General features: G+C 66.9%; 26 protein-coding genes, 1 tRNA gene and 1 pseudogene. 14 read left to right on the forward strand and 14 right to left on the reverse strand.

Annotated elements, in window-relative coordinates; translation table 11 throughout:
- Positions 1-18: 18 nt before the first annotated feature.
- Complete coding sequence (locus EG885_RS13160) at positions 19-270, reverse strand: BolA family protein (RefSeq protein ID WP_131575302.1); 252 nt, start codon at positions 268-270, stop codon at positions 19-21.
- 81 nt (positions 271-351) lie between these two features.
- Between EG885_RS13160 and EG885_RS13165 the strand changes: the two genes are divergently transcribed.
- Positions 352-981, forward strand: coding sequence for a J domain-containing protein (locus EG885_RS13165; protein ID WP_131575304.1), 630 nt, complete (start codon positions 352-354; stop codon positions 979-981).
- Between the two features lie 117 nt (positions 982-1098).
- Here the strand turns inward: EG885_RS13165 and lnt are convergent, their stop codons facing one another.
- Together lnt and EG885_RS13175 are read right to left on the reverse strand one after the other, a co-directional pair.
- The gene (lnt, locus tag EG885_RS13170) at positions 1099-2634 is read right to left on the reverse strand and encodes an apolipoprotein N-acyltransferase (RefSeq protein WP_341352762.1); all 1536 of its coding nucleotides are present in this window, start codon (positions 2632-2634) and stop codon (positions 1099-1101) included.
- Between the two features lie 797 nt (positions 2635-3431).
- Positions 3432-4973: pseudogene (locus EG885_RS13175) on the reverse strand (DEAD/DEAH box helicase); the annotation flags it as partial.
- Between the two features lie 403 nt (positions 4974-5376).
- On the opposite strand from EG885_RS13175, the gene argS reads away from it, so the two are divergent.
- The 7 genes from argS to EG885_RS13210 all read left to right on the forward strand — a co-directional run bounded on the left by argS (position 5377) and on the right by EG885_RS13210 (position 12336).
- Positions 5377-7119: an arginine--tRNA ligase gene (gene argS, locus EG885_RS13180; RefSeq protein WP_131575370.1), complete on the forward strand. Its 1743-nt coding sequence runs from the start codon at positions 5377-5379 to the stop codon at positions 7117-7119.
- Between the two features lie 73 nt (positions 7120-7192).
- Positions 7193-8377, forward strand: coding sequence for an SPOR domain-containing protein (locus EG885_RS13185; protein WP_131575310.1), 1185 nt, complete (start codon positions 7193-7195; stop codon positions 8375-8377).
- Between the two features lie 4 nt (positions 8378-8381).
- The gene (locus EG885_RS13190) at positions 8382-9362 is read left to right on the forward strand and encodes a glycoside hydrolase family 3 N-terminal domain-containing protein (protein WP_131575372.1); all 981 of its coding nucleotides are present in this window, start codon (positions 8382-8384) and stop codon (positions 9360-9362) included.
- Between the two features lie 95 nt (positions 9363-9457).
- The gene (locus EG885_RS13195; protein ID WP_379106280.1) at positions 9458-10276 is read left to right on the forward strand and encodes a segregation and condensation protein A; all 819 of its coding nucleotides are present in this window, start codon (positions 9458-9460) and stop codon (positions 10274-10276) included.
- Entirely contained in the window at positions 10273-10944 is a 672-nt protein-coding gene (gene scpB / locus EG885_RS13200; RefSeq protein ID WP_131575312.1) for an SMC-Scp complex subunit ScpB, read from the forward strand. Before EG885_RS13195 ends, scpB begins: the two co-directional genes overlap by 4 nt.
- Positions 10945-10956: 12 nt before the next feature.
- Positions 10957-11160, forward strand: coding sequence for a hypothetical protein (locus EG885_RS13205; RefSeq protein WP_131575315.1), 204 nt, complete (start codon positions 10957-10959; stop codon positions 11158-11160).
- A 69-nt stretch (positions 11161-11229) separates the two neighbouring features.
- On the forward strand, positions 11230-12336 hold the full coding sequence (locus EG885_RS13210) for a THUMP domain-containing class I SAM-dependent RNA methyltransferase (protein ID WP_131575317.1): 1107 nt from the start codon (positions 11230-11232) through the stop codon (positions 12334-12336).
- Here EG885_RS13210 and EG885_RS13215 read toward each other — a convergent pair.
- From EG885_RS13215 to ihfA, 4 genes are all read right to left on the reverse strand, one after another.
- A complete protein-coding gene (locus tag EG885_RS13215) occupies positions 12333-13403 on the reverse strand; it encodes a 2'-deoxycytidine 5'-triphosphate deaminase (protein ID WP_131575319.1) in 1071 nt (356 codons plus the stop codon). The two genes, EG885_RS13210 and EG885_RS13215, sit on opposite strands and share 4 nt — an antisense overlap.
- Before the next feature lie 72 nt (positions 13404-13475).
- A tRNA-Pro gene (locus tag EG885_RS13220) sits at positions 13476-13553 on the reverse strand.
- A gap of 79 nt (positions 13554-13632) precedes the next feature.
- Complete coding sequence (locus EG885_RS13225; protein WP_131575321.1) at positions 13633-14265, reverse strand: MerR family transcriptional regulator; 633 nt, start codon at positions 14263-14265, stop codon at positions 13633-13635.
- 15 nt (positions 14266-14280) lie between these two features.
- On the reverse strand, positions 14281-14583 hold the full coding sequence (gene ihfA / locus EG885_RS13230) for an integration host factor subunit alpha (RefSeq protein ID WP_131575323.1): 303 nt from the start codon (positions 14581-14583) through the stop codon (positions 14281-14283).
- Positions 14584-14774: 191 nt separating this feature from the next.
- Here ihfA and EG885_RS13235 point away from each other — a divergent pair, with 191 nt between their 5' ends.
- Positions 14775-15053 carry a DksA/TraR family C4-type zinc finger protein gene (locus EG885_RS13235; protein ID WP_131575325.1) on the forward strand — a complete coding sequence of 93 codons (279 nt, stop codon included), beginning with the start codon at positions 14775-14777 and terminating at the stop codon, positions 15051-15053.
- Between the two features lie 123 nt (positions 15054-15176).
- On the opposite strand, the gene EG885_RS13240 is transcribed toward EG885_RS13235, so the two are convergent.
- The 4 genes from EG885_RS13240 to EG885_RS13255 form a co-directional block, all read right to left on the reverse strand.
- Positions 15177-16151: a beta-ketoacyl-ACP synthase III gene (locus EG885_RS13240; protein WP_131575327.1), complete on the reverse strand. Its 975-nt coding sequence runs from the start codon at positions 16149-16151 to the stop codon at positions 15177-15179.
- The gene (plsX, locus tag EG885_RS13245; RefSeq protein WP_131575329.1) at positions 16148-17257 is read right to left on the reverse strand and encodes a phosphate acyltransferase PlsX; all 1110 of its coding nucleotides are present in this window, start codon (positions 17255-17257) and stop codon (positions 16148-16150) included. Before plsX ends, EG885_RS13240 begins: the two co-directional genes overlap by 4 nt.
- A gap of 22 nt (positions 17258-17279) precedes the next feature.
- The gene (gene rpmF / locus EG885_RS13250; RefSeq protein ID WP_131575331.1) at positions 17280-17486 is read right to left on the reverse strand and encodes a 50S ribosomal protein L32; all 207 of its coding nucleotides are present in this window, start codon (positions 17484-17486) and stop codon (positions 17280-17282) included.
- Between the two features lie 253 nt (positions 17487-17739).
- Complete coding sequence (locus EG885_RS13255; protein ID WP_131575333.1) at positions 17740-18279, reverse strand: YceD family protein; 540 nt, start codon at positions 18277-18279, stop codon at positions 17740-17742.
- Between the two features lie 149 nt (positions 18280-18428).
- On the opposite strand from EG885_RS13255, the gene EG885_RS13260 reads away from it, so the two are divergent.
- A complete protein-coding gene (locus tag EG885_RS13260) occupies positions 18429-18878 on the forward strand; it encodes an outer membrane protein assembly factor BamE (RefSeq protein ID WP_131575335.1) in 450 nt (149 codons plus the stop codon).
- Between the two features lie 75 nt (positions 18879-18953).
- On the opposite strand, the gene EG885_RS13265 is transcribed toward EG885_RS13260, so the two are convergent.
- The gene (locus EG885_RS13265) at positions 18954-19967 is read right to left on the reverse strand and encodes a serine hydrolase domain-containing protein (protein WP_131575376.1); all 1014 of its coding nucleotides are present in this window, start codon (positions 19965-19967) and stop codon (positions 18954-18956) included.
- A 106-nt stretch (positions 19968-20073) separates the two neighbouring features.
- Between EG885_RS13265 and EG885_RS13270 the strand changes: the two genes are divergently transcribed.
- Together EG885_RS13270 and EG885_RS13275 are read left to right on the forward strand one after the other, a co-directional pair.
- Complete coding sequence (locus EG885_RS13270; RefSeq protein ID WP_131575337.1) at positions 20074-20802, forward strand: SseB family protein; 729 nt, start codon at positions 20074-20076, stop codon at positions 20800-20802.
- 51 nt (positions 20803-20853) lie between these two features.
- A complete protein-coding gene (locus tag EG885_RS13275; protein ID WP_131575339.1) occupies positions 20854-21555 on the forward strand; it encodes a CDP-alcohol phosphatidyltransferase family protein in 702 nt (233 codons plus the stop codon).
- A 77-nt stretch (positions 21556-21632) separates the two neighbouring features.
- Here EG885_RS13275 and EG885_RS13280 read toward each other — a convergent pair whose 3' ends face one another.
- Positions 21633-23162, reverse strand: a complete 1530-nt coding sequence (locus EG885_RS13280; protein WP_131575341.1) for an alanine/glycine:cation symporter family protein — start codon at positions 23160-23162, stop codon at positions 21633-21635.
- A 26-nt stretch (positions 23163-23188) separates the two neighbouring features.
- Entirely contained in the window at positions 23189-23623 is a 435-nt protein-coding gene (locus EG885_RS13285; protein WP_131575343.1) for a universal stress protein, read from the reverse strand.
- Positions 23624-23997: 374 nt separating this feature from the next.
- Here EG885_RS13285 and EG885_RS13290 point away from each other — a divergent pair, with 374 nt between their 5' ends.
- Together EG885_RS13290 and EG885_RS13295 are read left to right on the forward strand one after the other, a co-directional pair.
- Positions 23998-25560: a 2-isopropylmalate synthase gene (locus EG885_RS13290; RefSeq protein ID WP_131575345.1), complete on the forward strand. Its 1563-nt coding sequence runs from the start codon at positions 23998-24000 to the stop codon at positions 25558-25560.
- Positions 25561-25764: 204 nt separating this feature from the next.
- The gene (locus tag EG885_RS13295) at positions 25765-26799 is read left to right on the forward strand and encodes a rod shape-determining protein (protein WP_045982734.1); all 1035 of its coding nucleotides are present in this window, start codon (positions 25765-25767) and stop codon (positions 26797-26799) included.
- The last annotated feature ends 26 nt before the right edge of the window (positions 26800-26825 follow it).

Below are 26825 nucleotides of genomic sequence, written 5' to 3' on the forward strand. Positions count from 1 at the left end.
GGTGGGGGCGCTAACGGGTCAGCTTTCGGACAGCTCCAGGGCCAATGCGTGGATCTGCGGCACGATGTCGCCCAGGATGCGGTGGACCAGCCGGTGCCGTTCGATCCGCGACAGGCCCGCAAAGGCCGGACTGGCGATGCGGATGCGGAAATGGCTTTCGCCACCCTCGCGAAAGCCCGCATGGCCGCGATGGCCCTCGCTTTCGTCAACCACCTCCAGCCGGGTGGGGGTCAGCGCCCCAAGGCGCGTGGTCATCTTGTCCGCGATCATCCGCATATCCTTTCGTCAAGGCCTTTCATGTGGCGCCAAATAGCCTAGACTGCCGCCTCCGAGTCGCAAAGGTGCCCGACAATGAGCAAGAACGACCCGTTTGGTTTCGATATATCCGCCGCCAAGGACAAGAAGCGCAAGACCAAGGGGCGGCGTGGCATGTCGGGGGCGTTCGAAACCTCGACCCGCATCTGCGAGCGAGAGGGCTGCAACGAGCCCGGCCAGTACCGCGCCCCCAAGAATCCCCGCAATCTGGACGATTACTTCTGGTTCTGCAAAGAGCATGTCCGCGATTACAACGCCAACTGGAATTATTTTCAGGGCCAGTCCGAGGAAGAGTTCCAGCAGTTCATCGACAATGCCACCGTGTGGGAACGTCCCACCAAGCCCTTCGGTCGTGCCGCTGCCGAGGATAAATGGGCCCGTCACGGCGTCAGCGACCCGCTGGAGATTCTGGGCGCCAATGGCACCGCCCCGGAATCGCGCGCGCAGTCCAGCGCCCGCAAGCTGCCCCCCACCGAGCGTCGCGCGCTGGACATCCTCGAGGCCAAGGATCACTGGACCCGCACCGAGATCCGCAAGCAGTACAAGTCGCTGGTCAAGGATCTGCATCCCGACATGAATGGCGGCGACCGCTCCGACGAGGATCGCCTGTCCGAGGTGGTCTGGGCTTGGGATCAGATCAAGGACAGCCGGTTTATCCGCGACTGACCAAGCAGGGCGACTTGCAGAAGGGCTGGGCGTCTGGTGGCGCGCGTGGCAGGGGGCTGCCGCCCCCGCCGCCTGCGGCGGCCCCCCGCGGATATTTGCGCCAAGATGAAAGGGGTCTCAGCCGTTTTTGCGGCGGCAGGGCCATGCGGTGGCGGTCAGGATCAGGGCCAGCAGGATCAGGATCGGGGCATTGCCCGTCCGCAGCCATGGGGTCGGGGGCAAGGCGCCGGGCAGGGGGGCGTCGATGCGGCCCGCCTCGTTCAGCGGCAGGGAGGCGCGGAGGCTGCCCCTTGCGTCGATCACGGCGCTGACGCCGGTATTGGCGGCGCGGACCAGCGGCAGGCCGGTTTCGATCGCGCGCAGGCGGGCCTGATCCAGATGCTGATAGGGGCCCGAGATCGCGCCGAACCATGCGTCATTGGTGGCCTGTAGCAGCCAGTCGGGGCGCTGGTCGAGATGGCGCAGGTGCTGGGGAAAGATCGCTTCGTAGCAGATCAGCGGCTGAAAATCGGGGATGCCGGGGACGGACAGGATCGCCGGTCCCGGCCCGGCGGAATAGCCGTTGCCCTGACGGGCGGCAAAGGCGGTGATGCCGATCCGTTCCAGCGCATCGCCCCAGGGGATATATTCGCCGAACGGGACCAGATGGAATTTGTCATAGATGTCGGTGACCTGCCCGCCCGGTGCGATGCTGGCAAGGCTGTTGAAGAAGCGGCTGCCCTCGCGCCGCTGGATGCCCATGATCAGGGGGGCGCCTGCGGCCTGTGATATCCGGGGCAGGACGGGGCCGGCGTCTTCCAGAAGGAAATTCACCGCCGTTTCGGGCCAGATGACCAGATCGCGCGGTCCCGGCTCGGCCGAGAGATCCAGCAGCCGCTGGAAGAAGACGGCGGACCAGTCGGGATCCCATTTCAGGTGCTGGGCGGCGTTGGGCTGGACCACGCGCAGGGTCAGATCGGTATCGGCGGGCATCGGCGCTGCAAGGCGGGCCAGCCCGCCCGCCCAAGCTGCCGACAGGAGCGCCAGTGCGACGGCGATGCCGGGCAGCAGGGCGGGAAGGCGGGGGGGCTGGCCCACAGGCGACGGGCGCCACAGCAGGGTGGGCAGGGTGGCCATTGCCATGGTCAGGCTGCCTAGGCCAAGCGCGCCCGTCAGGGCGGCGGTCTGGGCCACCGGGGTGCCGATCCAGCCATGGCCGATCTGCGCCCAGGGAAAGCCGGTGAAGATCCAGCCGCGCAGCCAGTCCGACAGGATCAGCGCAGCCGCGATCGCTGCCGCCTGGCGTCGCCAGCCCTGCGCCAGCCGGGCGGCCATCCATGCGGGCAGCGCCCAGAAAAACGCGCCGCCAAGCGCCATCAGGATCAGCGCAAAGGGTGCCATCCAGCCGTGGCGGGCAATGTCGACAAGGAACGGCTCTACGATCCATGACAGCGACAGGGCGAACCAGCCGAAGCCCGCCGCAAGGCTGTGCCAGAAGACCGCCGCCGGGCGGGCGCGGGCCAGCCGCCAGATCAGGACACCAAGCGCCAGCGGGGTCGCGGCCCAAAGGCCGAAGGGCGCCAGGCCAAGGGCGGCGATCAGGCCAAGGATCAGGTCTGGAAACAGACGGCGCAGGGGCGGTCGGCCCCTGCGCGTCAGAATCGGAGGTCGCAAAGCCTTGCGCATCACGCCCCGGCGTCAGCACCCTTGGGTTCGTCGACGGCGGCGTCGGCCTTTTTGCGGCGGGTCCGCTTGGGCTTGTCCCCAGGGGCGGCGTCGGCAGAGGCCGCCTCGGGGGTGGCCTCGGCGTCGGCGGCCTTGCGGCGGCGGCGTGCGGGCTTGGGCGCCTCGGTCCCGGCATCCGGGGCGGGGGCCGCGTCGGCGGATGCGGCCTTGCGGCGGGTGCGCTTGGGTTTGTCGGCGGGTGCCTCGGCTTCAGCAACCGGCGCGGCCTCTGCCTCGGCTGTGGGGGTCTTGCGGCTGCGGCTGCGCTTGGGCTTGGCCGGAGCGGCCTCTGCCACGGGTTCGGCAGGAGCCTCGGCCACGGCGGTGTTGGCGGCAGGGGTCTCGGCCACCGCAGCGTCGGGTGCGGGGGTGTCCTGAGCCGGACCATCGGTCAGGGCGGTGGGCTGCGCCTCGGGATCGGCCTGCGCCTTGCCACGGCCCCGACCGCGGCTGCGGCGGGCGGGTTTGGCTTCGGAAACCGGGGTCGGCTCGGCTGCGGCGGGGGCGGCAGCATCCGGCGCGGCCTTGGGGGCGACATCATCGGACAGGCCGATGCTGCGCAATTCGACCAGCATGAAGGGCGGGACGTGATCGCCCATGCCCATCACCTGATGTCCCCGGCCTTCGTGATTGCGGCCTTCGTTGCTGCGGCCATCCTGATCGCGGCCCCGGCGTCCGTCGCGGCGTTCGCCCCGGCGGTCATCGCGGCGCGGCTCTTCACGACGGGCTTCATCACGGCGGGGTTCTTCGCGACGGGGTTCGTCCCGGCGGGCCTCTTCGCGGCGTGGCTGTTCGGCCCTCGGTTCCGGGCGCGGTTCGTGACGGGCGTTGGGCAGGGCGTCGGCGCGGGTTTCGGCCTGGGGGGCTTCGGTACGGATCTCGTGAACCTCTTGGGGGGCCTCGGCGTGGATGGCTGCGCGGGCCTCGGGCAGCGCCTCGGCCACGGGGGCGATGGGGGTCATGGATTGCGGCTCGGCGTCGCGGCGACGACGGCTGCGTTCGCGCGAACCGCCCTTGCGATCCTCGCCGGCGCGGTCGTCCGTTTTGCGGTCATCGGACTTGCGATCCCCGCGGCCCCGGCCTTCGCGGCCCTTGGGCGCTGCGGTGTCATCCGCCGAGGGCGCATCCGACACGGCATAGCCTTCGGGCATCGACACACGGGGCAGGGTCTGCTTGACCAGCTGTTCGATGGCGGCCAGATATTTCTCGTCCGATGGGGTCGAGATGCTGACGGCGGTGCCAAGGCGCCCGGCACGGCCCGTGCGGCCGATGCGGTGGACGTAATCTTCGGCATGGCTGGGCATGTCGAAGTTGAAGACATGGCTGACCGCCGGAATATCCAGCCCGCGTGCCGCCACATCCGACGCGACCAGCAGCCGCAGCTTGCCGTCGCGGAAGGATTCCAGCGTGCGGGTGCGCTGGCTTTGATCCAGATCGCCATGGATGGGGGCCGCGTCATAGCCGTATTTGACCAGCGACTTGGAGACGATATCCACATCGGTCTTGCGGTTGCAGAAGATGATCGCGTTGGTCAGCAGATCGCCCTCGGCATCGATCAGGGCGCGCAGCAGATCGCGTTTCTGGCGGGCGGCCACGTCGCGGCGCGCGGGCGCCATCTCGACCAGACGCTGTGTGATGGTTTCACTGGCGGTGGCCTGACGCGCGACCTCGACCCGTTCGGGCGAATGCAGGAAGGTGTTGGTGATCCGCTCGATTTCCGGCGCCATGGTGGCGCTGAAGAACAGTGTCTGGCGGGTAAAGGGCGTCAGCTGGAAGATGCGTTCGATATCGGGGATAAAGCCCATGTCCAGCATGCGGTCGGCCTCGTCCACGACCATGATCTGCACGCCGGTCAGCAGCAGCTTGCCGCGTTCGACATGATCCAGCAGACGGCCCGGCGTCGCGATCAGCACGTCGACGCCCCGGTCGATCAGCTTGTCCTGTTCGCCAAAGCTGACGCCGCCGATCAGCAGCGCCTTGTTCAGGCGGGTATATTTGGAATAGGTGTCGAAATTCTCGGCCACTTGGGCGGCCAGTTCGCGCGTCGGGCACAGAACCAGGCTGCGCGGCATGCGCGCGCGCGCCCGTCCGCGACCCAGAAGCGTGATCATCGGCAGCACGAAGCCCGCCGTCTTGCCGGTTCCGGTCTGCGCGATCCCAAGGACGTCGCGGCCTTCCAGCGCGGGCGGGATGGCGCCCATCTGGATCGGCGTCGGTGTTTCATAGCCGGCCTCGAGCACGGCCTGCAGCACCTTGGGGTCAAGCTTCAGATCGGAGAATTTGGTCATTCGGGGCTTTCCATTAAGCCGCGCCCGTCACGGGCACGTTGCGTTCCATGCCGCGCGCCTGTCGGGGCGCCAAAGCGGCAAAGTTGGGACGCAGTCACGGACGCCCCGCCTTGATGTCTGCCGGATGCAGGCCCGCACCGCCTAGACCAATTGGCGTGCCGCGTCAATCTTTTGCTGGAAGGGGCCCGATCGCGCCGGTGCCGAACCCGCCACCCCCGCGCGGACCTTGTCGCGCCATCCGCGACGCCAAGGCGCCGGTCCGACGACCCCGGTCGCCTCCGGGCTGGCCCAACCCTGCCCGAAAGCGGCCCCACAGGCGGGAATCGGACCGCGGGCGGGGGCTATGTGTTGACCTTGACCGACCTTGGGCGTTAACCCCTTTGGGTCAATCAGGAAGCTCATGATGAACCTTTTCACGGATCTCCGCTCGGTCGTCGTCGCGGCGCTGGACCAGATGGTGGCGGCGGGCGAACTGCCTGCGGGCCTCGATTATGGCAATGTCACGGTCGAGCCGCCGCGCGATCCGGCGCATGGCGACATGGCCACCAATGCCGCGATGGTGCTGGCCAAGCCCGCCGGCCTGAAGCCGCGCGCGATCGCCGACGCTCTGGTCGCCCGCCTGACCGATCCGCGCATCGCCAAGGCCGACGTCGCGGGGCCGGGCTTTCTGAACCTGCGCCTGTCGCCGGTCGTCTGGCAGGGCGTGATCACCGCCGCGCTGCAGGCGGGACCGGATTTCGGTCGGTCCGACATGGGCGCGGGGTCCAAGGTCAACGTGGAATTCGTCAGCGCCAACCCGACCGGGCCGATGCATGTGGGCCATGTGCGCGGCGCGGTCTTCGGCGATGCGCTGGCGCGGCTGCTGGCCTTTTCCGGCCATGACGTGACTCGCGAATATTACATCAACGACGGCGGCGCGCAGGTCGATGTGCTGGCCCGGTCCGCCTATGAGCGTTACCGCGAGGCGAACGGGCTGGAGCCGGAAATCCGCGAGGGGCTGTATCCCGGCGATTACCTGATCCCGGTGGGCGAGGCGCTGAAGGAAAAATACGGCGACAGCCTGCTGGACCGCCCCGAGGCCGACTGGCTGGAAGACATCCGCGATTTCGCCACCGAACAGATGATGGAACAGATCCGCGGCGATCTGGCCATTCTGGGCGTGCAGATGGATGTCTATTCCAGCGAGAAGGCGCTGTATGGTACCGGCCGGATCGAATCCGCGATCGCCCGGCTGGACGCGATGGGCCTGATCTATCGCGGCACGCTGGAGCCCCCCAAGGGCAAGCTCCCCGAGGATTGGGAAGCGCGCGAACAGCTGCTGTTCCGGTCATCCGCGCATGGCGATGATGTGGACCGCCCGATCCAGAAATCGGACGGGGCGTGGACCTATTTCGCTCCCGACATCGCGTACCATTGGGACAAGATCGACCGGGGCTTCGATCAGCTGATCGACGTGTTCGGCGCCGATCACGGCGGCTACGTCAAGCGGATGAACGCCGCCGTTAAGGCGCTGTCCAACGGTCGCGTGCCGCTGGACGTCAAGCTGATCCAGTTGGTGAAGCTGTACAAGAACGGCGAGCCGTTCAAGATGTCCAAACGCGCGGGCACCTTCGTCACCCTGCGGGATGTGGTGGAAGAGGCCGGGGCCGATGTCACCCGTTTCATCATGCTGACGCGCAAGAACGACGCAGCGCTGGATTTCGACTTTGCCCGCGTGCTGGAACAGTCCAAGGACAATCCCGTCTGGTATGTGCAATACGCCAATGCCCGGGTGAATTCGGTTCTGCGCCGCGCGACCGAGGCCGGGATGGATGTCGGCGATTCGACGCTGGCCTCTGCCGATTTGTCCGTTCTGGCGCATCCGGCGGAACTGGAACTGGCCCGCAAGGTCGCCGGGTGGCCGCGTCTGGTCGAACATGCGGCACGCGCGCACGAGCCGCATCGCATCGCCTTCTTCCTGTATGAACTGGCATCCGACCTGCATTCGCTGTGGAATCGTGGCAATGAAGACGCCTCGCTGCGCTTCATTCAGGATGGTGACACGGTCACAAGTCAGGGAAAAATTGCGCTCGTCCGGGCGGTTGGCGTTGTTATTTCAAGCGGTCTCGCTATTCTCGGCGTCACTCCGGCAGAAGAAATGCGCTGACTGAACGCGTCGCTGCCGGAAGAGGTGAGTAGCAGGCAAAACGTAATCCGGAACAACCGGCGGGCAGGCGAATATGGCAGTGATGGATTTCCGCGAAGGCGGCTATGTGTTCTCGCGTCACAAGGTGAAGCGTGAATTCTCTTACGATCAGGCGGGCTGGAACGGCCAGCCGGACGGGTCGGGCGCGCAGACGCAACCCGGTGGGTTGGCCGAAAATGACGGGTTTTCGGCCCGTCTGGCGCGGCTGACGCATTATGTCGGCGCCGTCGCTTCGGTCGGGCTGATGGTCGGGCTGCTGGCCTGGGGCTGGCAGATGGTGTCGCGCGACGTGTCCGGTGTGCCGGTCATCCGCGCCATTCAGGGCGACGCCCGCACCACCCCCGAAAATCCCGGCGGCCAGTTGACCAACCACACCGGTCTGGCCGTGAATTCGGTCGCCGGAGGCGAGGCGCTGGCCCCCGCACAGGAAGTCGCCATCGCCCCCGCCCCCGTCGGTCTGACTGACGATGACGTCCCGATGGGCAGCCTTGGCGCGCTGGCCCGCGAACCCTCGAACCCGTCGGAAACGCCGCTGACCTTCGCGGGCGAGCCCATCGTGCCGCTGTCGGACAGCGAGGCGCGCGCATTGGCCGCTGCCGAAGCCGCCGCTGCATCCGAACGCGCGCTGGCCGATCAGGCCGTCAGCGAGGCCGCGATCATCGACGCCCCCGCCAGCGAGGGTCCGGTGACCGAGGTCGTCACGGATGAGAACGGCGTGCCCGCACAGGCCACCGCCATCACCGAAGCGCTGGCTCTGGCTCAGGCCGAGGCCACCCCGGGCATGCTGGTCGCCTCGACCCGTCCGGCGCCGCGTCCGCGTGTGACCCGCGTTGCCGCAGCGCCCGCCGCCGCCGCCGCCGAGCCCGCCGTGGCACAATCCGCCGTGGCCGAGGCCCCTGCGGCCCGGCCCGAAACCCTGGCCGCGGCACCCGCCGCGCCGGAACCTGCGCCTGTCGCCGCCGCCAGCAGTGCCGGTGGTGCCCTTGTTCAGGTCGGCGCCTTTGACAGCAACGCCATTGCCACGGGCGAATGGCAGCGGCTGGCCGGGCGCAATGGCGGCCTGTTCTCGGGCAAGTCGCCGGTCATTCAGGAACACCAGTCGAATGGCCGGACCTTCTGGCGGCTGCGCGTGGCGGGCTTTGATTCGCTGTCCGAGGCGCGGCAGTTCTGTTCGGCGCTGCAATCGTCGGGAACGGATTGTCTGGCGCTTGGCGGCTGACCCAATGGCCCATGGCGCGACGATCCTGGGCGGCATCGCCGGCCTGACGCTGACCCCTGACGAGGCCGCGTTCTTTCGCGAGGCTGACCCTTGGGGCTTTATCCTGTTCGGGCGCAATGTCGACAGCCCCGACCAGCTGCGCCGCCTGACCGGCGATCTGCGCGCCGCGCTTGGGCGCGACGCGGTCATCACCGTCGATCAGGAAGGCGGGCGCGTCCAGCGCCTGCGCGGGCCGCATTGGGCCGACTGGCCCGCGCCGCTGGATCAGGCGGCGGCGGGACCGCGCGCGATGTGGCTGCGCTATCACCTGATCGGACAGGAATTGCGCGCGGTGGGCATCGACAGCGATTGCGCCCCCACGCTGGACGTGGCGCAGGACGCGACCCATCCGTTCCTGCGCAACCGCTGTCTGGGCACCGATCCGGCCCGGGTGGCCGAACTGGGCCGTGCGGCAGCCGATGGGTTGCTGGCGGCGGGGGTGCTGCCGGTCGTCAAGCACATGCCCGGCCATGGCCGGGCGCAGGCCGACAGCCATCACGGCCTGCCGGTGGTGGACGCGGCTCTGGACGATCTGGACGCGCTGGATTTCGCCCCCTTCCGCGCGCTGGCCGATCTGCCGATGGGCATGACCGCGCATATCCGCTTTACCGCGCTGGACGATGCGCCCGCCACGGCCTCGGCCCGGATGATCGGGCTGATCCGCGACCGGATCGGTTTCGACGGCCTGCTGATGACCGATGACATCACCATGAATGCCCTGTCGGGAACCGAGGCGGAGCGGGCCACTGCCTCGATCGCGGCGGGCTGCGATCTGGTTCTGCATTGCAACGGGACGATCGCCAGCATGGGGCCTGTGGTGCATGCGGCAGGCGCGATGAACGCCGACGCCATCCGCCGCGCCGATGCGGCGCTGGCCTTGCGCACAGAACCCGCGCCCGCCGATATCGCTGCGCTGCGGGCCGAATGGCAGGCGCTGGTCGCTTGACAGGGCGGCCTGCGGGCGGGACTCTGACCTATCACAGTCAAGGATAGCCGGTGACCCGACCCGACGACCCAGCCCCGCTGTCGCCCCCAGCCCCGCTGTCGCCTCAGCCCACGCTGTCGGCGGTGCCGGATGGCGGCTTCGACGCGACCGACGTGGCGCAGCGCCGCGCGGACGAGGCGCTGATCGTCGATGTGGACGGGTACGAGGGGCCGCTGGATTTGCTGCTGACGCTGGCGCGCACGCAAAAGGTCGATCTGATGAAGATCCGCGTGCTGGATCTGGCCGAACAATACCTGACCTTTGTCGAAGAGGCCCGCGCGCTGAGGATCGAACTGGCGGCGGATTATCTGGTCATGGCCGCCTGGCTGGCCTTTCTGAAATCGCGCCTGCTGCTGCCCCCCGACCCTCAGGCCGAGGGGCCGTCCGCCGAGGATATGGCCCAGCATCTGGCCTTTCAGCTGGAACGGCTGGCTGCGATGCGCCAGGTCGCCGCCCGGCTGATGGGCCGCGACCGGCTTGGCCAAAGCCGCTTTGCGCGCGGCGCCCCCGAAGTCGTCGCCAGCCATCGGCGCACTGAATGGCAGGCGGGGCTGATCGACCTGATGCGCGCCTATGCCCGGCTGAAGACGCGCGACGAATTCCGCCCCTATGCTTTCGACCGGCACGATGTCTTCACCATGGAACAGGCGCTGGAACGGATGCGCCGCCTGATCGGCTTTACCGGCGGCTGGACTGATCTGTCGGTCTTTCTGCCCGAGGGCTGGCAGGCCGACCCCAAGCGGCGGCGCAGCGCGACGGCGGCGACCTTTGCCGCCTCGCTGGAGCTTGCGCGACAGGGCCGGCTGGAGATACGGCAGGCGGGCATGTTCGCCCCCATCCATTACCGGTCCCGATCCGATGACGCGCCCTTATGACGACCGCCGCTGACCCCGTCCGGGATTTCGTCCCGCAGCCCCTGTCCCAGCAGGAACGGATGGTCGAGGCGATCCTGTTCGCCGCGACCACGCCCCTGACGGTGCGCGATCTGGCCGCCCGGATGCCCCATGGCTGCGATCCCGCCGAGGCGCTGGCCGGGCTGCGCCGCCTTTACGCCGGACGCGGCGTGGTGTTGGAGCGGATCGGCGACGGCTATGCCTTTCGTACCGCGCCCGATCTGTCCTTCCTGATGCAGTCCGAGACGGTCGAGACCCGCCGCCTGTCGCGCGCCGCCATCGAGACGCTGGCGATCATCGCCTATCATCAGCCCGTCACCCGCACCGAGATCGAAGAGATCCGCGGCGTCGCGGTCAGTCGCGGCACGCTGGACCAGCTGATCGAGATGGGCTGGGTCCGCATGGGCCGCCGCAGGCTCAGCCCCGGACGCCCCGCGACGTTTGTGGTGACCGAGGCGTTTCTGGATCATTTCGGGCTGGAATCTGCGCGCGATCTGCCCGGTCTGTCCGAATTGCGGGCGGCGGGCCTGCTGGAATCGCGTCCGCCTGCCGAGGGGCTGGGCCTGCCCCTTGCGGGGACCGGTGACGATGATGATATGGAACCAGAGGGTCCGGACGCCGTTCCCGGAGGTCTGTTCGACGACGAGTGAAAAGGTACGACGATGAATATGAATATGCTGTTCAACATGTTTACCCGGATCGTCATGCGGCGGGCGATGAACTGGGGGATCAACAAGGGCGTGGGCAAGATGTCGCGGGGCAAGGGCAAGCCGCCCGTCGCAGGTCAGCCGGGCCAGCGTCGCCCCAACCAGACCGCCGATCTGGCCAAGAAGATGCGCACGCTCAGCCGTCTGACCCGCCGCTGAGGCGCTGACGCCGCCCGCCACCGCGCGGCGGCTCTGGCCTTGTCGCGCAGCCCGCGCTAGGGCTGCGCCATGGACAATTCCGATTTCGACATCTTTCTGGTCGCCACTCCGGGTCTTGAGGCGCCGCTGGCGGCCGAGGCCGTGGCCTTGGGTTGGACTCCGGTCGTTCAGCCCGGCGGCGTCACCATCCGGGGCGGCTGGCCCGATGTATGGCGCGCGAACCTGCATCTGCGCGGCGCTACCCGGGTTCTGGCCCGCATCGGCGGCTTTCGCGCCATGCATCTGGCCCAGTTGGACAAGCGGTCGCGCAAATTCCCCTGGGCCGACCTGTTGCGCCCCGATCTGGCGATCAAGGTCGATTCGGTCTGCCGCGCGTCCAAGATCTATCACGCGGGTGCGGCCACGCAGCGCATCGAGCGCGCCATCACCGAAGAACTGGGCGCGCCCCTGGCCGATGATGCGAAGATCACCGTCAAGGCCCGGATCGAGGATGATCTGGTCACCTTCAGCATCGATACGACCGGCGAATCGCTGCACAAGCGCGGCCATAAAGAGGCCGTCGCCAAGGCCCCCATGCGCGAGACCATGGCGGCGATGTTTCTGGCCCAGATGGGATTCGACGGCAGCCAGCCGGTTCTGGACGCGATGTGCGGGTCCGGCACCTTCGTGCTGGAGGCCGCCGACATGGCGCTTGGGCTGGCGCCGGGGCGCAGCCGGTCCTTTGCCTTCCAGCAACTGGCCAATTACGACGAGGCCGCTTTTGCGCGTCTGAAGGCCGCGGTCCACCCGCGCGCGGCCAGCGGGCCATTCATCGGCAGCGACCGCGACCCGGGCGCCATCCGGATGAGCCTTGCCAACGCCGCCCGCGCGGGCGTCAGCGATGCGGTGCAGTTCCAGCCCTGCCAGATCGCCGATCTGCAGCGCCCCGATTGCGCCCCGGGCATCGTCATCGTCAACCCGCCCTATGGTGCGCGGATCGGTGGCAAGGGCCCGCTGTTCGGCCTGCATGCCCGGATGGGAGAGGTGTTCCGCAGCCGCTTTCGAGGCTGGCGCATCGGCATCGTCACCAGCGAGGCGGGATTGGCCAAGGCCACCGGACTGCCGTGGCAGGCACCGGGGCCGATCGTGGCGCATGGCGGGCTGAAGGTCCGCCTGTGGCAGACCGGACCGCTTTAGCGGAACTGCTTGGCCAGTTTCAGGCCCTGCCCCTGATAGTTGGACTTGATCCCTTCGCCATACAGCCGCTCGGGCCGGGCGCTCATGCGTTCATAGACCAGCCGCCCGACCGTCTGGCCATGTTCCAGCACAAAGGGTGCCTCGTGGCAGCGCACCTCCAGCACGCCGCGTGCGCCGGCGCCGCTGTCCCCGATGCCAAAACCCGGATCGAAGAACCCGGCATAATGGACCCGGAATTCGCCCACCATCGCCAGATAGGGGGCCATCTCGGCAGCATAATCGGCAGGGATCGCCACCGATTCACGGCTGACGAGGATATAGAACGCGCCGGGATCCAGAATCAGCCGCCCTTCGGTTGTGCGCAATTCGTCCCAGAATTCGGCGGCGGGGTATTCGCCGATCCGGTCCAGATCGATCACGCCGCTATGCGGGCGCGCGCGATAACCCACCAGATCGCCCGAGGCCGGGCGCAGATCGACCGAAAATCCCAGACCCTGATCGATCAGCGCAGGCGCCCCTCCGACCAGCGGCTGCGCCTCGTTCAGGGCCACCAGCTGCGGATCGCTGAGAACCGATTGCCCGCGCCGCAGCCGCAGCTGGTTCAGCCGCATGCCGGGCCGGACCAGAACGGAAAAGCTGCGCGGACAGATCTCGGCATAAAGCGGGCCGTCATACCCCTCGGGCAGGCGGTCGAATTCGGTGCCGTCATCGGTGACCAGCCGGGTCAACAGATCCAGGCGCCCGGTCGAGGATTTGGCATTCGCCACCGCCGACATCCCGGCGGGCAGCGCGATGCGTTCCTGCAGCGGGATCAGATAGACGCATCCCCGTTCCAGCACAGCACCCGCCGTCAGATCCATCTGATGCATGCAAAAATCGTCCAGCCGCGCTGCGATGGTCCGGCCCCGCCCGGCCAGAAAGCTGGCGCGCAGGCGATAGGCGGTGGCGCCAAGGCGCAGGTCCAGACTGGCCGGCTGGATCTGTTCGGGGGTCACGGGCAGATCGGCGCGGATCGTGCCCTGCGCGATCAGGCTGCGGATCTGGCTGTCGGGCAGAACGCCGTTCATCCTGAACTCTCCTGCAAGGGATGGGGGGAAAGGGAAACGCCCACCCCCGCAAAGGAATGGGCGTTTTCGGAATGGTCGGGCCGGAGAGATTCGAACTCTCGGCCTTCCGTCCCCCAGACGGACGCGCTAACCAGGCTGCGCCACGGCCCGACGAGCACCCTATAGTGCGATCCGGCGGACAAGCACAAGGGCCGGGCGGCGGAAATCTGCGTCAAATCGCAATGACCCGTCACACAAGCCGCAACATCGCCTGTCCAAGGCGAAGCGCTGCGGGCCGGACCCGCGACCAGCGCGGATCGGCAGGGGTGATCTGGCGCAGATGCTGCGCCAGATCGGTCAGCCGGGCCAGCCAGACGATCGTCTGCGGCGCCGGTCCGGTTTCGGGAAAAAGCGCCAGCGGGGCGACCGGAGCCATGCTGGGATGCGGGGCAGGGGCGGTATGCGGGGCAGCATCGGCCTGTGCCAGCGGTGCATCGGCCTGTGACGGCACGATCTGCGGCGAACCCTCGGATGCGACATCCGACACGGGCGGGCTGAACATCGCGTCCTGATCGCCCGCGTCAGAATGGGTCGCCATCCGGCCTTCCAGATGCGCGACGCCGCGCCTGCGCACGGCCTCGCCCCGGTCATCGGCAATCAGCTTGCGCGCGCCCCGGATGGTCAGCCCGTCATCGCGCAGCATCGCACAGATGCCCGCCGCCAGATCGACATCGGCGGGGCGGTAATAGCGCCGCCCATCGGGACGCTTCATCGGTTTCAGGGCGGTGAACTGGGTTTCCCAATAGCGCAGGACATGCGGTGCCACGCCGATCAGCTTGGCCACCTCTCCGATCGACCGGAATGCCTCTGCGCCCTTGGCCATGCCCGGGTTGCGGCCTTATCGCTTGTTGCCGTCCGCCACGCGATCTTTCATCAGATGCGAGGGGCGGAAGGACAGCACACGACGTGGGGTGATCGGGACTTCTTCCCCGGTCTTGGGATTGCGACCGATGCGTTCGTTTTTGTCGCGCACCGAAAACGTGCCAAAGGATGAAATCTTGACCTGTTCGCCCCGGACAAGCGCGTCCGAAATATGGTCAAGAACACTTTCCACCAGTTGCGCCGATTCATGGCGGGACAGACCGACATCGCGGAAAACCGCTTCTGCCAAGTCCATCCGGGTCAAGGTCTTGTCGCCCATGGTGGTTCCTCTTCGCTGCTGGAAGGATGATTTGATTTCTGTTGCCTGTCAACGAGAAGGGCGGGAAATCGTTCCCCGCCCGACACTTGTCCCGACATTCCGGCGGGATCGCGCCCGTCCCCCCTTGGGGCCGGTCATTGCAAAGCTCTGCGGCACCCCCATCTTGGTCAGGACAGGAACAGGAGAATGCCATGGCAGGCGGATGGGCCCGCGACGATGCGGTCAACGACCAGATCGAGATTTCCACGGCCGAGGCGATCGCCCGCGCCCGCCAGACCGCCGCCCGCCGCGCGGCCCAAGGCGACAGCGCCACCCATTGCGCCGAATGCGACGAACCGATCCCGCAAGCGCGGCGCCTGGCCCAGCCCGGCGTCAAGCTGTGCGTGGCCTGCCAATCCGGTCACGACCGCACGCGACGCCCCGCAACCGGCCCGAACCGCCGCGCCAGCAAGGACGCGCTGCTCAAATAACCCGGTCTTTCATTCTGGCGAAAATATTCCGGGGCTGAGCGGCACCGGAAAAAGGTCCGATGGATCTTTTCAGCGGCGAAGTCGAGGGTTGGGGCAGCGCGCCCCCTAGGTCGCCCGCAGCCGTCACCAGCGCAGAACGACCGCACCCCAGCTCAGCCCGCCGCCGATCGCCTCGGCCACCAGAACCTGTCCGGGGGTGAACCGCCCCTGACCATCCGCCACAGACAGCGCCAGCGGGATCGATGCCGCCGAGGTGTTGCCGTGATCGGCCACGGTCAGCACGACCTTGTCCAGGGGCAGGCCCATCTTCTGGGCGGTCGCGGTGATGATGCGCAGATTGGCCTGATGCGGAACCAGCCAGTCGACATCCGCGCCGGTCAGTCCGGCCTTGTCCAGCGCGGTATGGGCAGTGCGGGCCAGCTTCTCGACCGCATGGCGAAAGACCAGATTGCCCTGCATGCGCAGCTGTCCCGCAGTCCCGGTCGAGGACACGCCGCCATCGACATACAGCAGGTCGCGATACTTGCCGTCGCTGTTCAGATCGCTGGACAGGATGCCGCGATCGTCGCTGGTGCCCGCGCCCTCTTGCGCCTCCAGCACCACGGCACCGGCCCCGTCGCCGAACAGCACGCAGGTGCCCCGGTCGGTCCAGTCCATGATACGGGAAAACGTCTCGGCCCCGATCACCAGAATGCGGTCGGCCTGTCCGGCGCGGATCATTGCATCGGCATTGGCCAGCGCAAAGACGAACCCCGCGCAAACCGCCTGCACGTCATAGGCAAAGCCGCGCGTCATCCCCAGACCCGCCTGAACCATCGTCGCCACGGCTGGAAAGGTGAAATCGGGGGTCGATGTCGCCAGCACGATGCCGTCGATATCGTCCGCCACCATCCCGGCCCGCTGCAGCGCGGCTTGGGCGGCGCGCAGGCCCAGGTCGCTGGTCATCTGCCCTTCGGCGGCGAAGTGGCGCCGCTCGATCCCGGTGCGTGACCGGATCCATTCGTCGGTGGTGTCCAGACGCCCCTCGAACCAGCTGTTCTCGACGACGCGGTCGGGCAGGTAATGGCCGGTGCCACGGATGACGGAACGTCGGGTCACGAGGGCTCTCCTGTTCCGCCTGTGGTTGCGGATGCTGCCGCCGTGCCTTGCGCCACGCGGGCGGCCAGACGGTCCTGAAAGCCGGATTTGGCCAGGGTGAAGGCCAGCTTGATGGCCGCCGACACGCCGGTCGCGTCGGCCGAGCCATGCGATTTCACGACCGTGCCGTTCAGGCCCAGAAAGATGCCGCCATTCACCCGGCGCGGGTCGATGCGCTTTTGCAGCCGCTTCAACGAGGTCATCGCCACCAGTGCCGCGAATTTTGACATGATCGAATTCGAGAACGCCTCTTTCAGGAAATCGCCGACCAGCCGGGCGGTGCCCTCGCCGGTCTTCAGGGCGACATTGCCGGTGAAGCCGTCGGTGACGATCACATCCACGCGGTCCGAGGGCAGATCGCCCCCCTCTACAAAGCCCACATAGGTATAGCTGCCGGGGGCGGCCTGTTCGATCATCTCATGGGCCTGACGCAGCTCGGCGCGGCCCTTGTGTTCCTCGGTGCCCACATTCAGCAGGCCGACGCGCGGCAGCTCGATCCCCATGCCGTTGCGGGCATAGGACGCGCCCATCAGCGCATATTGCAGCAGATCATGCGCGTCAGCGCGGATATCGGCGCCCACATCCAGCATGATGTTGAACCCCTGCGGACCGCGCGAGGGCCACAGGCAGGCGATGGCGGGACGGTTCACGCCCGGCAGCTTGCGCAGGCGCAGCATCGACAGCGCCATCAGCGCGCCGGTATTGCCGCAGGACACGGCCACCTGCGCCTCGGCCTGACGGACCGATTCGATGGCGGACCACATGGACGTGCCTTCGCCCTTGCGGATGATCTGGCTGGGCTTGTCGTGCATGGTGACGACGCCCCCCGCATGGCGGATGTCGCATCGTCCGGCCAGCACCTTGCGGCGCGCGATCAAACCCGTCAGCTGCGCTTCGTCGCCATGGACGATAAAGCGGATCTCGGGGTTCTTTTCGGCGCTTTCGGCCATGCCGGCGACCACGACCGAAGGGCCACGGTCACCCCCCATGGCGTCAACCGATATCACCACGCTGCCCCCTTGATCGGGGACGCGCGGTGCCGGTGTGCTCGCGGAGGAGACGGTCATCACGGGACGCTGCGAGCCGGGATCAGGCCGCGTCGTCGTCCAGGTCGATCTCTTTCGCCTGCGCGATCACTTCGCGGTCCGCGTAATGGCCGCAGGACGGGCAGACGTGGTGCGGACGCTTCAGCTCGCCGCAGTTCGAGCATTCGTTCGGGTTGCCCGCGACCAGCGCATCATGCGCACGGCGCATGTTGCGCTTGGACCGGGTTACGCGATTCTGAGGGACAGCCATGTCACCACCTGATTTGGAGGGGTGCTGCGCCGCGACGCAGATGCACCCTGGATTTGAATTCGTAAATGAACCGCGCAGATACGCGATCCATCCTTGGCCCGCAAGCCCCGAAGGCCCCGATTGCACCCGGCGGCCTTCCGATATGCCATGATTTTCGCCCTGTTGCGGCATGGATGCAAGGGCCGGGGCGGTTTTATGCCCGGCAATGTCCGCCGCAGCCCCGATTCTGTCAGCGCCGCCGGGGCGGCGTCTGTCAGGATTCGCGCGGACCTCCGCCCAGCAGCTTGTCCAGCCCGGCAAAGGGGCGGCGGGTGTCGCCATCTTCGGACGCCTCGGGCGCAGGGGCTGAGGTCGTCAGCGCGGCGCCCTTGGCGCGGGGATATTCCGGCAGGGCCAACGACAGCGCCTCGACCATGATGGCGCTGAGGTCGATGAAGGCGCCCAGAGGTTCCAGCGTCTCGTCCTGCATCTCGACCTCTTCGCCCTCGGGGGTGGACAGGCAGGGGGTGAACTGAATGCGCACGGGTTCGGAAATATCGGTGCGCACCGGTTTCAGCGTGACCACGCAGGGCTGGGTCACGCGGGCGGTCAGCGTGCCGGTCAGCAGCCAACCATCCGTGCCATGGCCGCGCAGCTTGCCTTGAAAATCCAGCTTGGACAGCGCGTCGATGCCCAGTTCGGCCGCCATGGCGGTGCGGACATCCTCGGCCGGGCGCAGGTGAAAGGGGGTCACCGCATTGGGGTTCAGATGCGCGGTGCGCAAACGCTGCGGGTGCTTGTCAGGAGCGGTCATCGGGGCCTCGATCGGTCTGGCGCATGAAAGAAGGGCGGGGGGCGGCCCGAAAGCAGCCGCCCGGCATCGGATTGATATTCTTGAGCAGGGTGCCCGAGTTTGCTAGGCAGGGCGGGCCGCGTCAACCGCCCCAAGGAGGGAACCCGCCCATGACCGCCATCAGAACCCTGATGACACTGGCGTTTCTGGCTGTCCTCGGGCTTGCCGCCTGTGCACCCATCTATCGCAATCACGGCTATGTGCCGCCCGCGCTGGAACTGGCGCAGGTGGTGCCCGGCCAGACGACCATCGACGATCTTCCCGCGCTGATCGGGCGCCCCTCGGCACAGGGGCTGCTGACCGGGTCGGGATGGTACTATGTCGGATCGCGCTGGCGCCGCATGGGCGCCGCCGCTCCGCAGGAAATTGACCGTACGGTCGTCGCCATCTCGTTCGCGCCCTCGGGCGTGGTCAGCAATGTCGAGACCTTTGGTCTCGAGCAGGGCCGCGTCGTCGCCCTGTCGCGCCGCGTGACCGAAGGCAGCGTGACCGAAATCTCTCTGATCGGGCAGCTGCTGGGCAATCTGGGGAACTTCCAGGCGGGCGAGCTGATCGATTGACGCCTGAAACAAGAGGATGCGACCGTCGGGCCGCATCCCCTGACGCTTTGTACCGCGCCTGTCAGACGGCGCTTTTCAGGCTGCGGCTGCCAGCTCGGCTGCCAGCCGGTGCAGATCGTCGCGATGCCCGGTCCGCCCCGACGGCAGGTCCGGGTTTGAGGTCATCGCCATGGCCATCGCGGGCAGCCGCCGCGTCGCGGGAAAGACATAGACCATCTGCCCGCCATAGCCCCAGCCATAGCGCACGTCGCGCCCGTTCATCTGGCCCAGAAACCAGCCATAGCCATAGCCCTGCCCGCTGAAGATGCTGGCGGTGCGGCACTGCCAGCTTTCCTCGATCCAACGCTCGGGCACGATCTGGCGCCCGCCGGCCTGTCCGCCGCGCGCATACATGGCACCAAAGGCCAGCAGGGATCGCGTGGTCATCGCCATCTGATTGCCGCCCAGATAGATGCCCTGCGGATCGCGGTCCCATCCGGTGATGCGGAACCCGGGGACCGGCCCCAGCCAGTCGCCCGCCACATCCAGCAAGGGCCTGCCCGTCACCCGGGTCAGGATCGCCGCGACCAGATGGGTCGAGGCGGTGGAATATTGCATCCGCGTCCCCGGATCCTGCGTGAAGGGCGCGGCCAGCGCGCTGCGCACCCAGTTGGGGCTGCTGACCCAACGGCCATAATTCTGGCCCGACTGCCGTTCCAGCCCAGCCTGCATCGACAACAGATTGCCAAGCGTGATGCGGTTCAGCCGGGGATCGGGGTTGCCGGGCAGATCGCCGCTGAGCAAGGGGGCGATCGGCTGGTCCGCGCCCTCCAGCAGACCTTGCGCGATGGCGATGCCGGTCAGGGCCGAGACCACCGATTTCGAGGCCGACTTGATGTTCGTGGAGCTGTCGGGGGTGAACCCGTGATAGCCTTGGGCGGCCAATTCGACCCCCTGCGCGCCATCATCGCGCCACAGCGTGATGGCGCGCAGGGGTGCCATTTGCCGGGCCTGGGTCAGCAGGGGCTGCAGGCTGGCTTGCGCCAGACGGGGGGCGGCCAGCAAAGGCAGCGTGGCGGCGGCGGTCAGGATCAGGGTGCGACGTTTCATCATGGCGCCAATATGGGGCGGCGCGCGCGTCAGGGGCAATCACGCTTGCGTGGGGCGGGTGCGACCATTACGCAAGGACGCATCCTGCCCCGAAAGGCCCCCCGACATGAGCGCGCTGGACGATCTTGCCCCGGTCCCCTTCCACGATGCCGATGCGCCGCAGCGCGCGCGGATGCTGTCGCGGCTGGCCGATACCCAGCTGTCCGTCGCCCTGCTGCGCGAGCCGGTCCATGACGAGGTCGAGCTGCAGATCTTTGATCTGGACGGCGTCCGCACGGCGCTGGCCTGCGATGCCGAGGATCGGCTGGCCGATTTCTTTGGCAAGCCGGTGGCCTATGCCGCCCTGCCGGGACGGATTCTGGCGGGGCTGTTGAAATCGGACGGTGCGGGGTTGCTGGTCAATCCCGGCCACCCGTCCGAGATGCTGCTGGATGCGACCATGCTGGACTGGCTGACCGGCGCCCTGCAGGCTGCCCCCGAGGCGGACGAGGCGCATCTGCAGCTCTCCGCCCCCGACCGCGACGTGGCCGATGCGCTGGCCGCGCCGCTGGCCGAACGTCTGGCCGATCTGCGCGGGATGGTGGCCGGGGCGGCGCTGGTCGGGGTTCAGGGCGCGGGCCATGCGGTGATGATCGCGGGCGCGCCGGTCGATCGCCAGCCCGCCATCGCCAAGGCCCTGTCCGAGGCGCTGGCCTTTCTGCCCGCCCAGCCCGGCGGGGTCGATATCACCTTTGCCCAGACCGCTCCGCCCCCCGGTGCGCTGCTGTTCGATCTGTCCGCACCCGTGCCTGAAGAGCCGGCTTCCCGCCCGGATCGTCCGCCGATCCTGCGCTAAACGGGGCCAAGTGCGGTTGCGAAGCCGTCATCAACCTGCGACAAACCCGCCATGCAGTTGCGTCACAAGGCCCTTGCCGTCCATCTTCTGACCGCCACCGGTGCGGTCCTTGCCATGCTGGCCATGCTGGCCGCCGTTCAAGCCGATTGGGCGATGATGTTCCTGTGGCTGGTCGTGGCCTTTGTCGTCGATGGCATCGACGGCCCTCTGGCCCGGCGATACGAGGTCAAGCGCAACTGGCCCGCCTATGACGGCGTGCTGATGGACCTGATCATCGATTATCTGACCTATGTGTTCATCCCCGCCTTTGCGCTGTTCCAGTCGGGGCTGCTGTCGGGCTGGACGGGCTGGTTCGCGATCATCGTCATCGTGTTCGCCAGCGTCGTCTATTTCGCCGACACCCGGATGAAGACGCGCGACAATTCCTTTGCGGGCTTTCCCGGCTGCTGGAACATGGTCGTGCTGGTCCTGTTCGCGGTCGAGCCGCATTGGACGGTCATCCTGCTGATCGTCATCGCGCTGAGCATCGCGATGTTCACCAACATCAAATTCATCCACCCCGTCCGGACCGAGCGGTGGCGGCTCGTGTCGCTGCCCATGTCGCTGGCATGGGTGGTCTTTGCGGTTTGGGCGGCGCTGGTGGATTTCCATCCCGAAAGCTGGGCGACACTGGGGCTGGTCGTAACCTCTCTGTGGCTGCTGTTCGCGGGGGCGGCGCAACAGCTGATCCCGCTGCCCCGGCGCCGGGCCTGATCCTGTCCAATCGATAAGACGCAAAAAGGGGCGGGCGCGATCATCGCGCCCGCCCCTGTCGCGTGGGTCCGTCCGGTCTATTCGAACTTGCGGATCTCGCCGGATTTCAGGCGGGACAGATAGCGGTTCATCTCGACCTTGACGATCGGCATCAGCAGATACAGCGCCAGGATGTTGACCACCGCCATGGCAAAGATCGCCGCATCCGAAAAGTCGATGACGGGGCCCAGCCCGGCCGAGGCGCCGATGACGACGAACAGGCAGAAGATGACCTTGAAGATCAGTTCCTTGGTCTGACCCTCGCCGAACAGGAACGTCCAGGCCTTGAGGCCGTAATAGCTCCACGAGATCATCGTCGAAAAGGCGAACAGCACCACGGCCAGCACAAGGATATAGCGGAACCAGCCAAAGGCGCTGCTGAACGCGTCCGAGGTCAGGGCCACGCCACTGTTGCCGGTCACGGTCTGGATGCCGTCGCCTGCCTCGTTGATCAGGAACAGGCCGGTGGTCGGATCCTGAATCAGCTGGCCGGTGATGATGATGACCAGTGCCGTCATGGTGCAGATCACCACGGTGTCGATGAACGGCTCCAGCAGGGATACCACGCCCTCTGTCACCGGCTCTTTGGTGCGGACGGCGCTGTGGGCGATGGCGGCGGATCCGACGCCTGCCTCGTTGGAAAAGGCCGCGCGGCGAAAGCCCTGGATCAGCGCGCCGATGGCCCCGCCGACGACGCCGTCATTGGTAAAGGCGCCCGCAAAGATCTGGCCGAAGGCGGTCCCGATCATGTCATAGTTCATGCCGATGATGATCAGCGCCGTGCCGACATAGACCGCAGCCATGAAGGGCACGATCTTTTCGGTCACGCTGGCGATGGATTTCAGACCGCCGACGATGACCAGAAAGACGATGATCGCCATCACAAGGCCGGTGATCCAGCCGGGATAGGGGCCCACGACATTGGTGATCTGGGCATGGGCCTGATTGGCCTGGAACATGTTTCCGCCGCCAAAGGATCCCAGAATGCAGAAGATCGAGAACAGCACCGCCATGAACTTGCCGCCCGGCAGGCCGCGTTCGGCAAAACCCTTGGTCATGTAATACATCGGGCCGCCCGACACCGTGCCGTCGGCATATTCATTGCGGTATTTGACGCCAAGCGTGCATTCGGTGAACTTGGAGGCCATGCCCAGCAAGCCCGCCACGATCATCCAGAAGGTCGCGCCGGGGCCGCCGATGCCGATGGCCACCGCGACGCCCGCGATATTGCCCAGACCCACCGTGCCCGACAGGGCGGTGGTCAGCGCCTGAAAGTGGCTGACCTCGCCCGCGTCATTGGGGTCCGAATAATCGCCGCGCACCAGCGCAAGGGCATGGCCAAAGGCGCGGATCTGAATGAAGCCGAAATAGATGGTAAAGATGGTCGCTGCGATCACCAGCCAGCCGACGATCCAGGGAAATGTCGTGCCCGGAAAGTTGGAAAAGATCAGCGTGACGAACCATCCGGTCGAACTGGCAAAGATCTGGTTGATCGTCTCGTCGATGCCCTGCGCGGCGGCGGGGCTGGCGATCAGCGCGGCCAGCGCCGCAAGTGATGCTTTGTTCATATGTCTTGTCCCTGTTGCGGCGCGGATCATGGCACGATCACCACGGGCACCGGCGCGACCTGCGCCAGCGTGGCGGCGACCGATCCGAAGATGCGCGAGGCAAAGCCGGAATTGCCCATCCGGCCGATAAAGATCATCGCCGCGCCTTCGTCTTTCGCGATGCGGCACAGCGTTTCGGCGATATGGCCATAGCGCAGCGTGGTGGTGCAGGGGATGCCCGCATCCTCGACGCGCTTGACCATGGGGGTCAGGATGGCGGCTTCGGCACGCTGCAATTCCTCTTTGCGGCGGCGGTGGCGTTCCTCGACCTCGGCGGCGGTCAGAAAGCTGTAGGGCGACCACTCCAGCACATGGGCGATCAGGATATTGTCCCCCTGCGCCTGCGCGCGGGTGATGGCAAAGTCCAGGGCGCGTTTCGAGGCATCGCTGCCGTCGAAGCCCACGACGATCTTGCGTGACATCGTTCCCTCATCTGTTGGTTGTCGTTTCTGGTTGTCGTGCTGAAAGGATAGGCAGGCTTGGCGGGTGGGGCCAGCAAAAATGTGTCGTTACAATGACGGGGCGCAGGACTGCGTCCGAACTGCCTCGTTCGCGGGCGGTGAAGATCAGGGCTTTTCAAGCGTCGCGCGCGGAGGCATATTCGCCCCATGACCCGGATGATGCCCTTTGCCGTTGCCCCGACCGTGCCCCATGGCGCGCGTCCGGCCGTGCCGTCCCGTGGTCTGCTGCTGCTGCTGCTTCTTACGCTGCGCTGAGCGGGTCTTCCGGGCCACCGCTCAGTCAGGTCAGCGCCCGGAGAACCTTTTCCCACGGCCTCGTAAGAAAGACTGCACAGATGACCGATCAGAACCGCGTCGTGATTTTCGACACCACCCTGCGCGACGGCGAACAATCGCCCGGCGCCACCATGTCCCATGCCGAAAAGCTGGAAATCGCCCAGATGCTGGACGAGATGGGCGTGGACATCATCGAGGCGGGCTTTCCCATCGCCTCGGAAGGTGATTTCGCCGCCGTGTCCGAAATCGCCCGGCTGGCGAAGACCAGCGTGATCTGCGGCCTCGCCCGCGCCCAGATCCCCGATATCGACCGCTGCTGGGAGGCGGTGAAGCACGCAAAACGCCCCCGCATCCACACCTTCATCGGCACCTCGCCGCTGCACCGGGCGATCCCCAATCTGGACATGGACCAGATGGCAGACCGCATCCACCAGACCGTGACCCATGCCCGCAACCTGTGCGACAATGTGCAATGGTCGCCGATGGACGCGACGCGGACGGAACATGATTACCTGTGCCGGGTGGTCGAAATCGCCATCAAGGCGGGTGCCACCACGATCAACATCCCCGACACGGTGGGTTACACCGCGCCGCGCGAATCCGCCGCCCTGATCCGCATGCTGCTGGAACGGGTGCCGGGCGCGGACGACATCATCTTTGCGACGCATTGCCACAACGATCTGGGCATGGCGACCGCCAACAGCTTGGCCGCCGTCGAGGCGGGGGCGCGGCAGATCGAATGTACGATCAACGGCCTTGGCGAACGCGCCGGCAACACCGCCCTGGAAGAGGTGGTGATGGCGATGCGGGTCAGGAACGACATCCTGCCCTATCAGACAGGCATCGACACCACCAAGATCATGGGCATCTCGCGCCGCGTGGCCGCCGTGTCGGGGTTTCCGGTCCAGTTCAACAAGGCCATCGTCGGCAAGAACGCCTTTCTGCATGAATCGGGCATCCATCAGGATGGCGTGCTGAAAAACGTCGAGACTTTCGAGATCATGCGCCCCGCCGATATCGGCCTGACCGAAAACAACATCGCCATGGGCAAGCATTCGGGCCGCGCCGCGCTGCGCGCCAAGCTGGCCGATCTGGGATACGAGGTGGGCGACAACCAGCTGAAGGACATCTTCGTGCGCTTCAAGGCTTTGGCCGACCGCAAGAAAGAGGTCTATGACGACGACATCATCGCGCTGGTGCTGGACGCCGCCGCCAATACTGCCGAAGATCATCTGCAGGTCACGCATCTGCGCGTCATCTGCGGCAGCGACGGGCAATCCGCCGATCTGACCATGACCGTGGGCGGTCAGGAAATGCGCGCCGAGACGACCGGCGACGGTCCGGTCGATGCCTGCTTCAACGCCGTGCGCCAGATCTTTCCGCACGAGGCGCGGCTGCTGCTGTATCAGGTCCATGCCGTGACCGAGGGCACCGACGCGCAGGCCACCGTCAGCGTCCGGATGGAGGAAGAGGGCCGCATCGTCACCGGTCAGGCCGCCGACACGGACACGATTCTGGCATCGGTCAAGGCCTATGTGGGGGCGCTGAACCGGCTGATCCTGCGCCGCGCGATGACCGGGCAGAACAGCGATGCCCGGCAAATCACCATGTATTCGCACTGAACCCCCAGGTTTAGTGCGGCCGATCTGGCGCCCGCAGGACGCGCAAGATGCCGCTTTCGCGGCGCCGGGCGCGCATCGGGGCTTTTCGGGTGGGCGGCGTGGCTCTATACGGGGCCACGCCTGTAGGGGCGGCGGGGGCCAGGCCCCCTTGGCTGACATCAGAACAGGGCAGGCCGGGGTAACCGGCGCGAAAGGATACAGGGCATGGCATTCGGCGGTTTGTTTTCGACCGACATCGCAATTGATCTTGGGACGGCGAACACGCTGATCTATGTCAAGGGCAAGGGCATCATCCTGAACGAGCCCTCGGTCGTGGCCTATCACGTCAAGGACGGCAAGCGCGTCGTTCTGGCCGTGGGCGAGGATGCGAAACTGATGCTGGGCCGCACGCCCGGGTCCATCGAGGCCATCCGGCCCATGCGCGAAGGCGTCATCGCCGATTTCGACAGCGCCGAACAGATGATCAAGCATTTCATCAAGAAAGTGTTCAAGCGCACGACCTTTTCCAAGCCCAAGATCATCGTCTGTGTGCCCCATGGCGCGACGCCGGTCGAAAAACGCGCGATCCGCCAGTCGGTCCTGTCGGCAGGTGCGCGCAAAGCGGGCCTGATCGCGGAACCGATCGCGGCGGCCATCGGCGCGGGCATGCCCATCACCGAACCGACCGGCAGCATGGTCGTCGATATCGGCGGCGGCACGACCGAGGTGGCAGTGCTGTCCCTGGGCGACGTGGTTTATGCGCGGTCCGTCCGCATCGGCGGCGACCGCATGGACGAGGCGATCATCAACTATCTGCGCCGCAATCAGAACATGCTGATCGGCGAATCGACCGCCGAACGCATCAAGACCAGCATCGGCACCGCGCGGATGCCCGATGACGGGCGGGGTGCCACGCTGATGGTGCGCGGCCGCGATCTGCTGAACGGCATTCCCAAGGAAATCGAAATTTCTCAGGCGATGGTGGCCGAGGCGCTGTCCGAGCCGGTTCAGGCCATCTGCGAGGCCGTGATGGTCGCGCTGGAGGCGACGCCGCCCGATCTGGCGGCCGATATCGTCGACCGGGGCGTGATGCTGACCGGTGGCGGCGCCATGCTGGGCGAGCTGGATCTGGCGCTGCGCGAACAGACCGGCCTGTCGATCAGTCTGGCCGACCAGCCGATGAGCTGCGTGGCGCTTGGCACCGGCAAGGCGCTGGAATTCGAAAAGCAGCTGCGGCACGTCATCGACTATGACAGCTGATCCGGCCTGACGGCAGGAGGCGCTGA

This window comes from Paracoccus nototheniae (assembly GCF_004335005.1).
Classification (GTDB): Bacteria; Pseudomonadota; Alphaproteobacteria; order Rhodobacterales; family Rhodobacteraceae; genus Paracoccus; species Paracoccus nototheniae.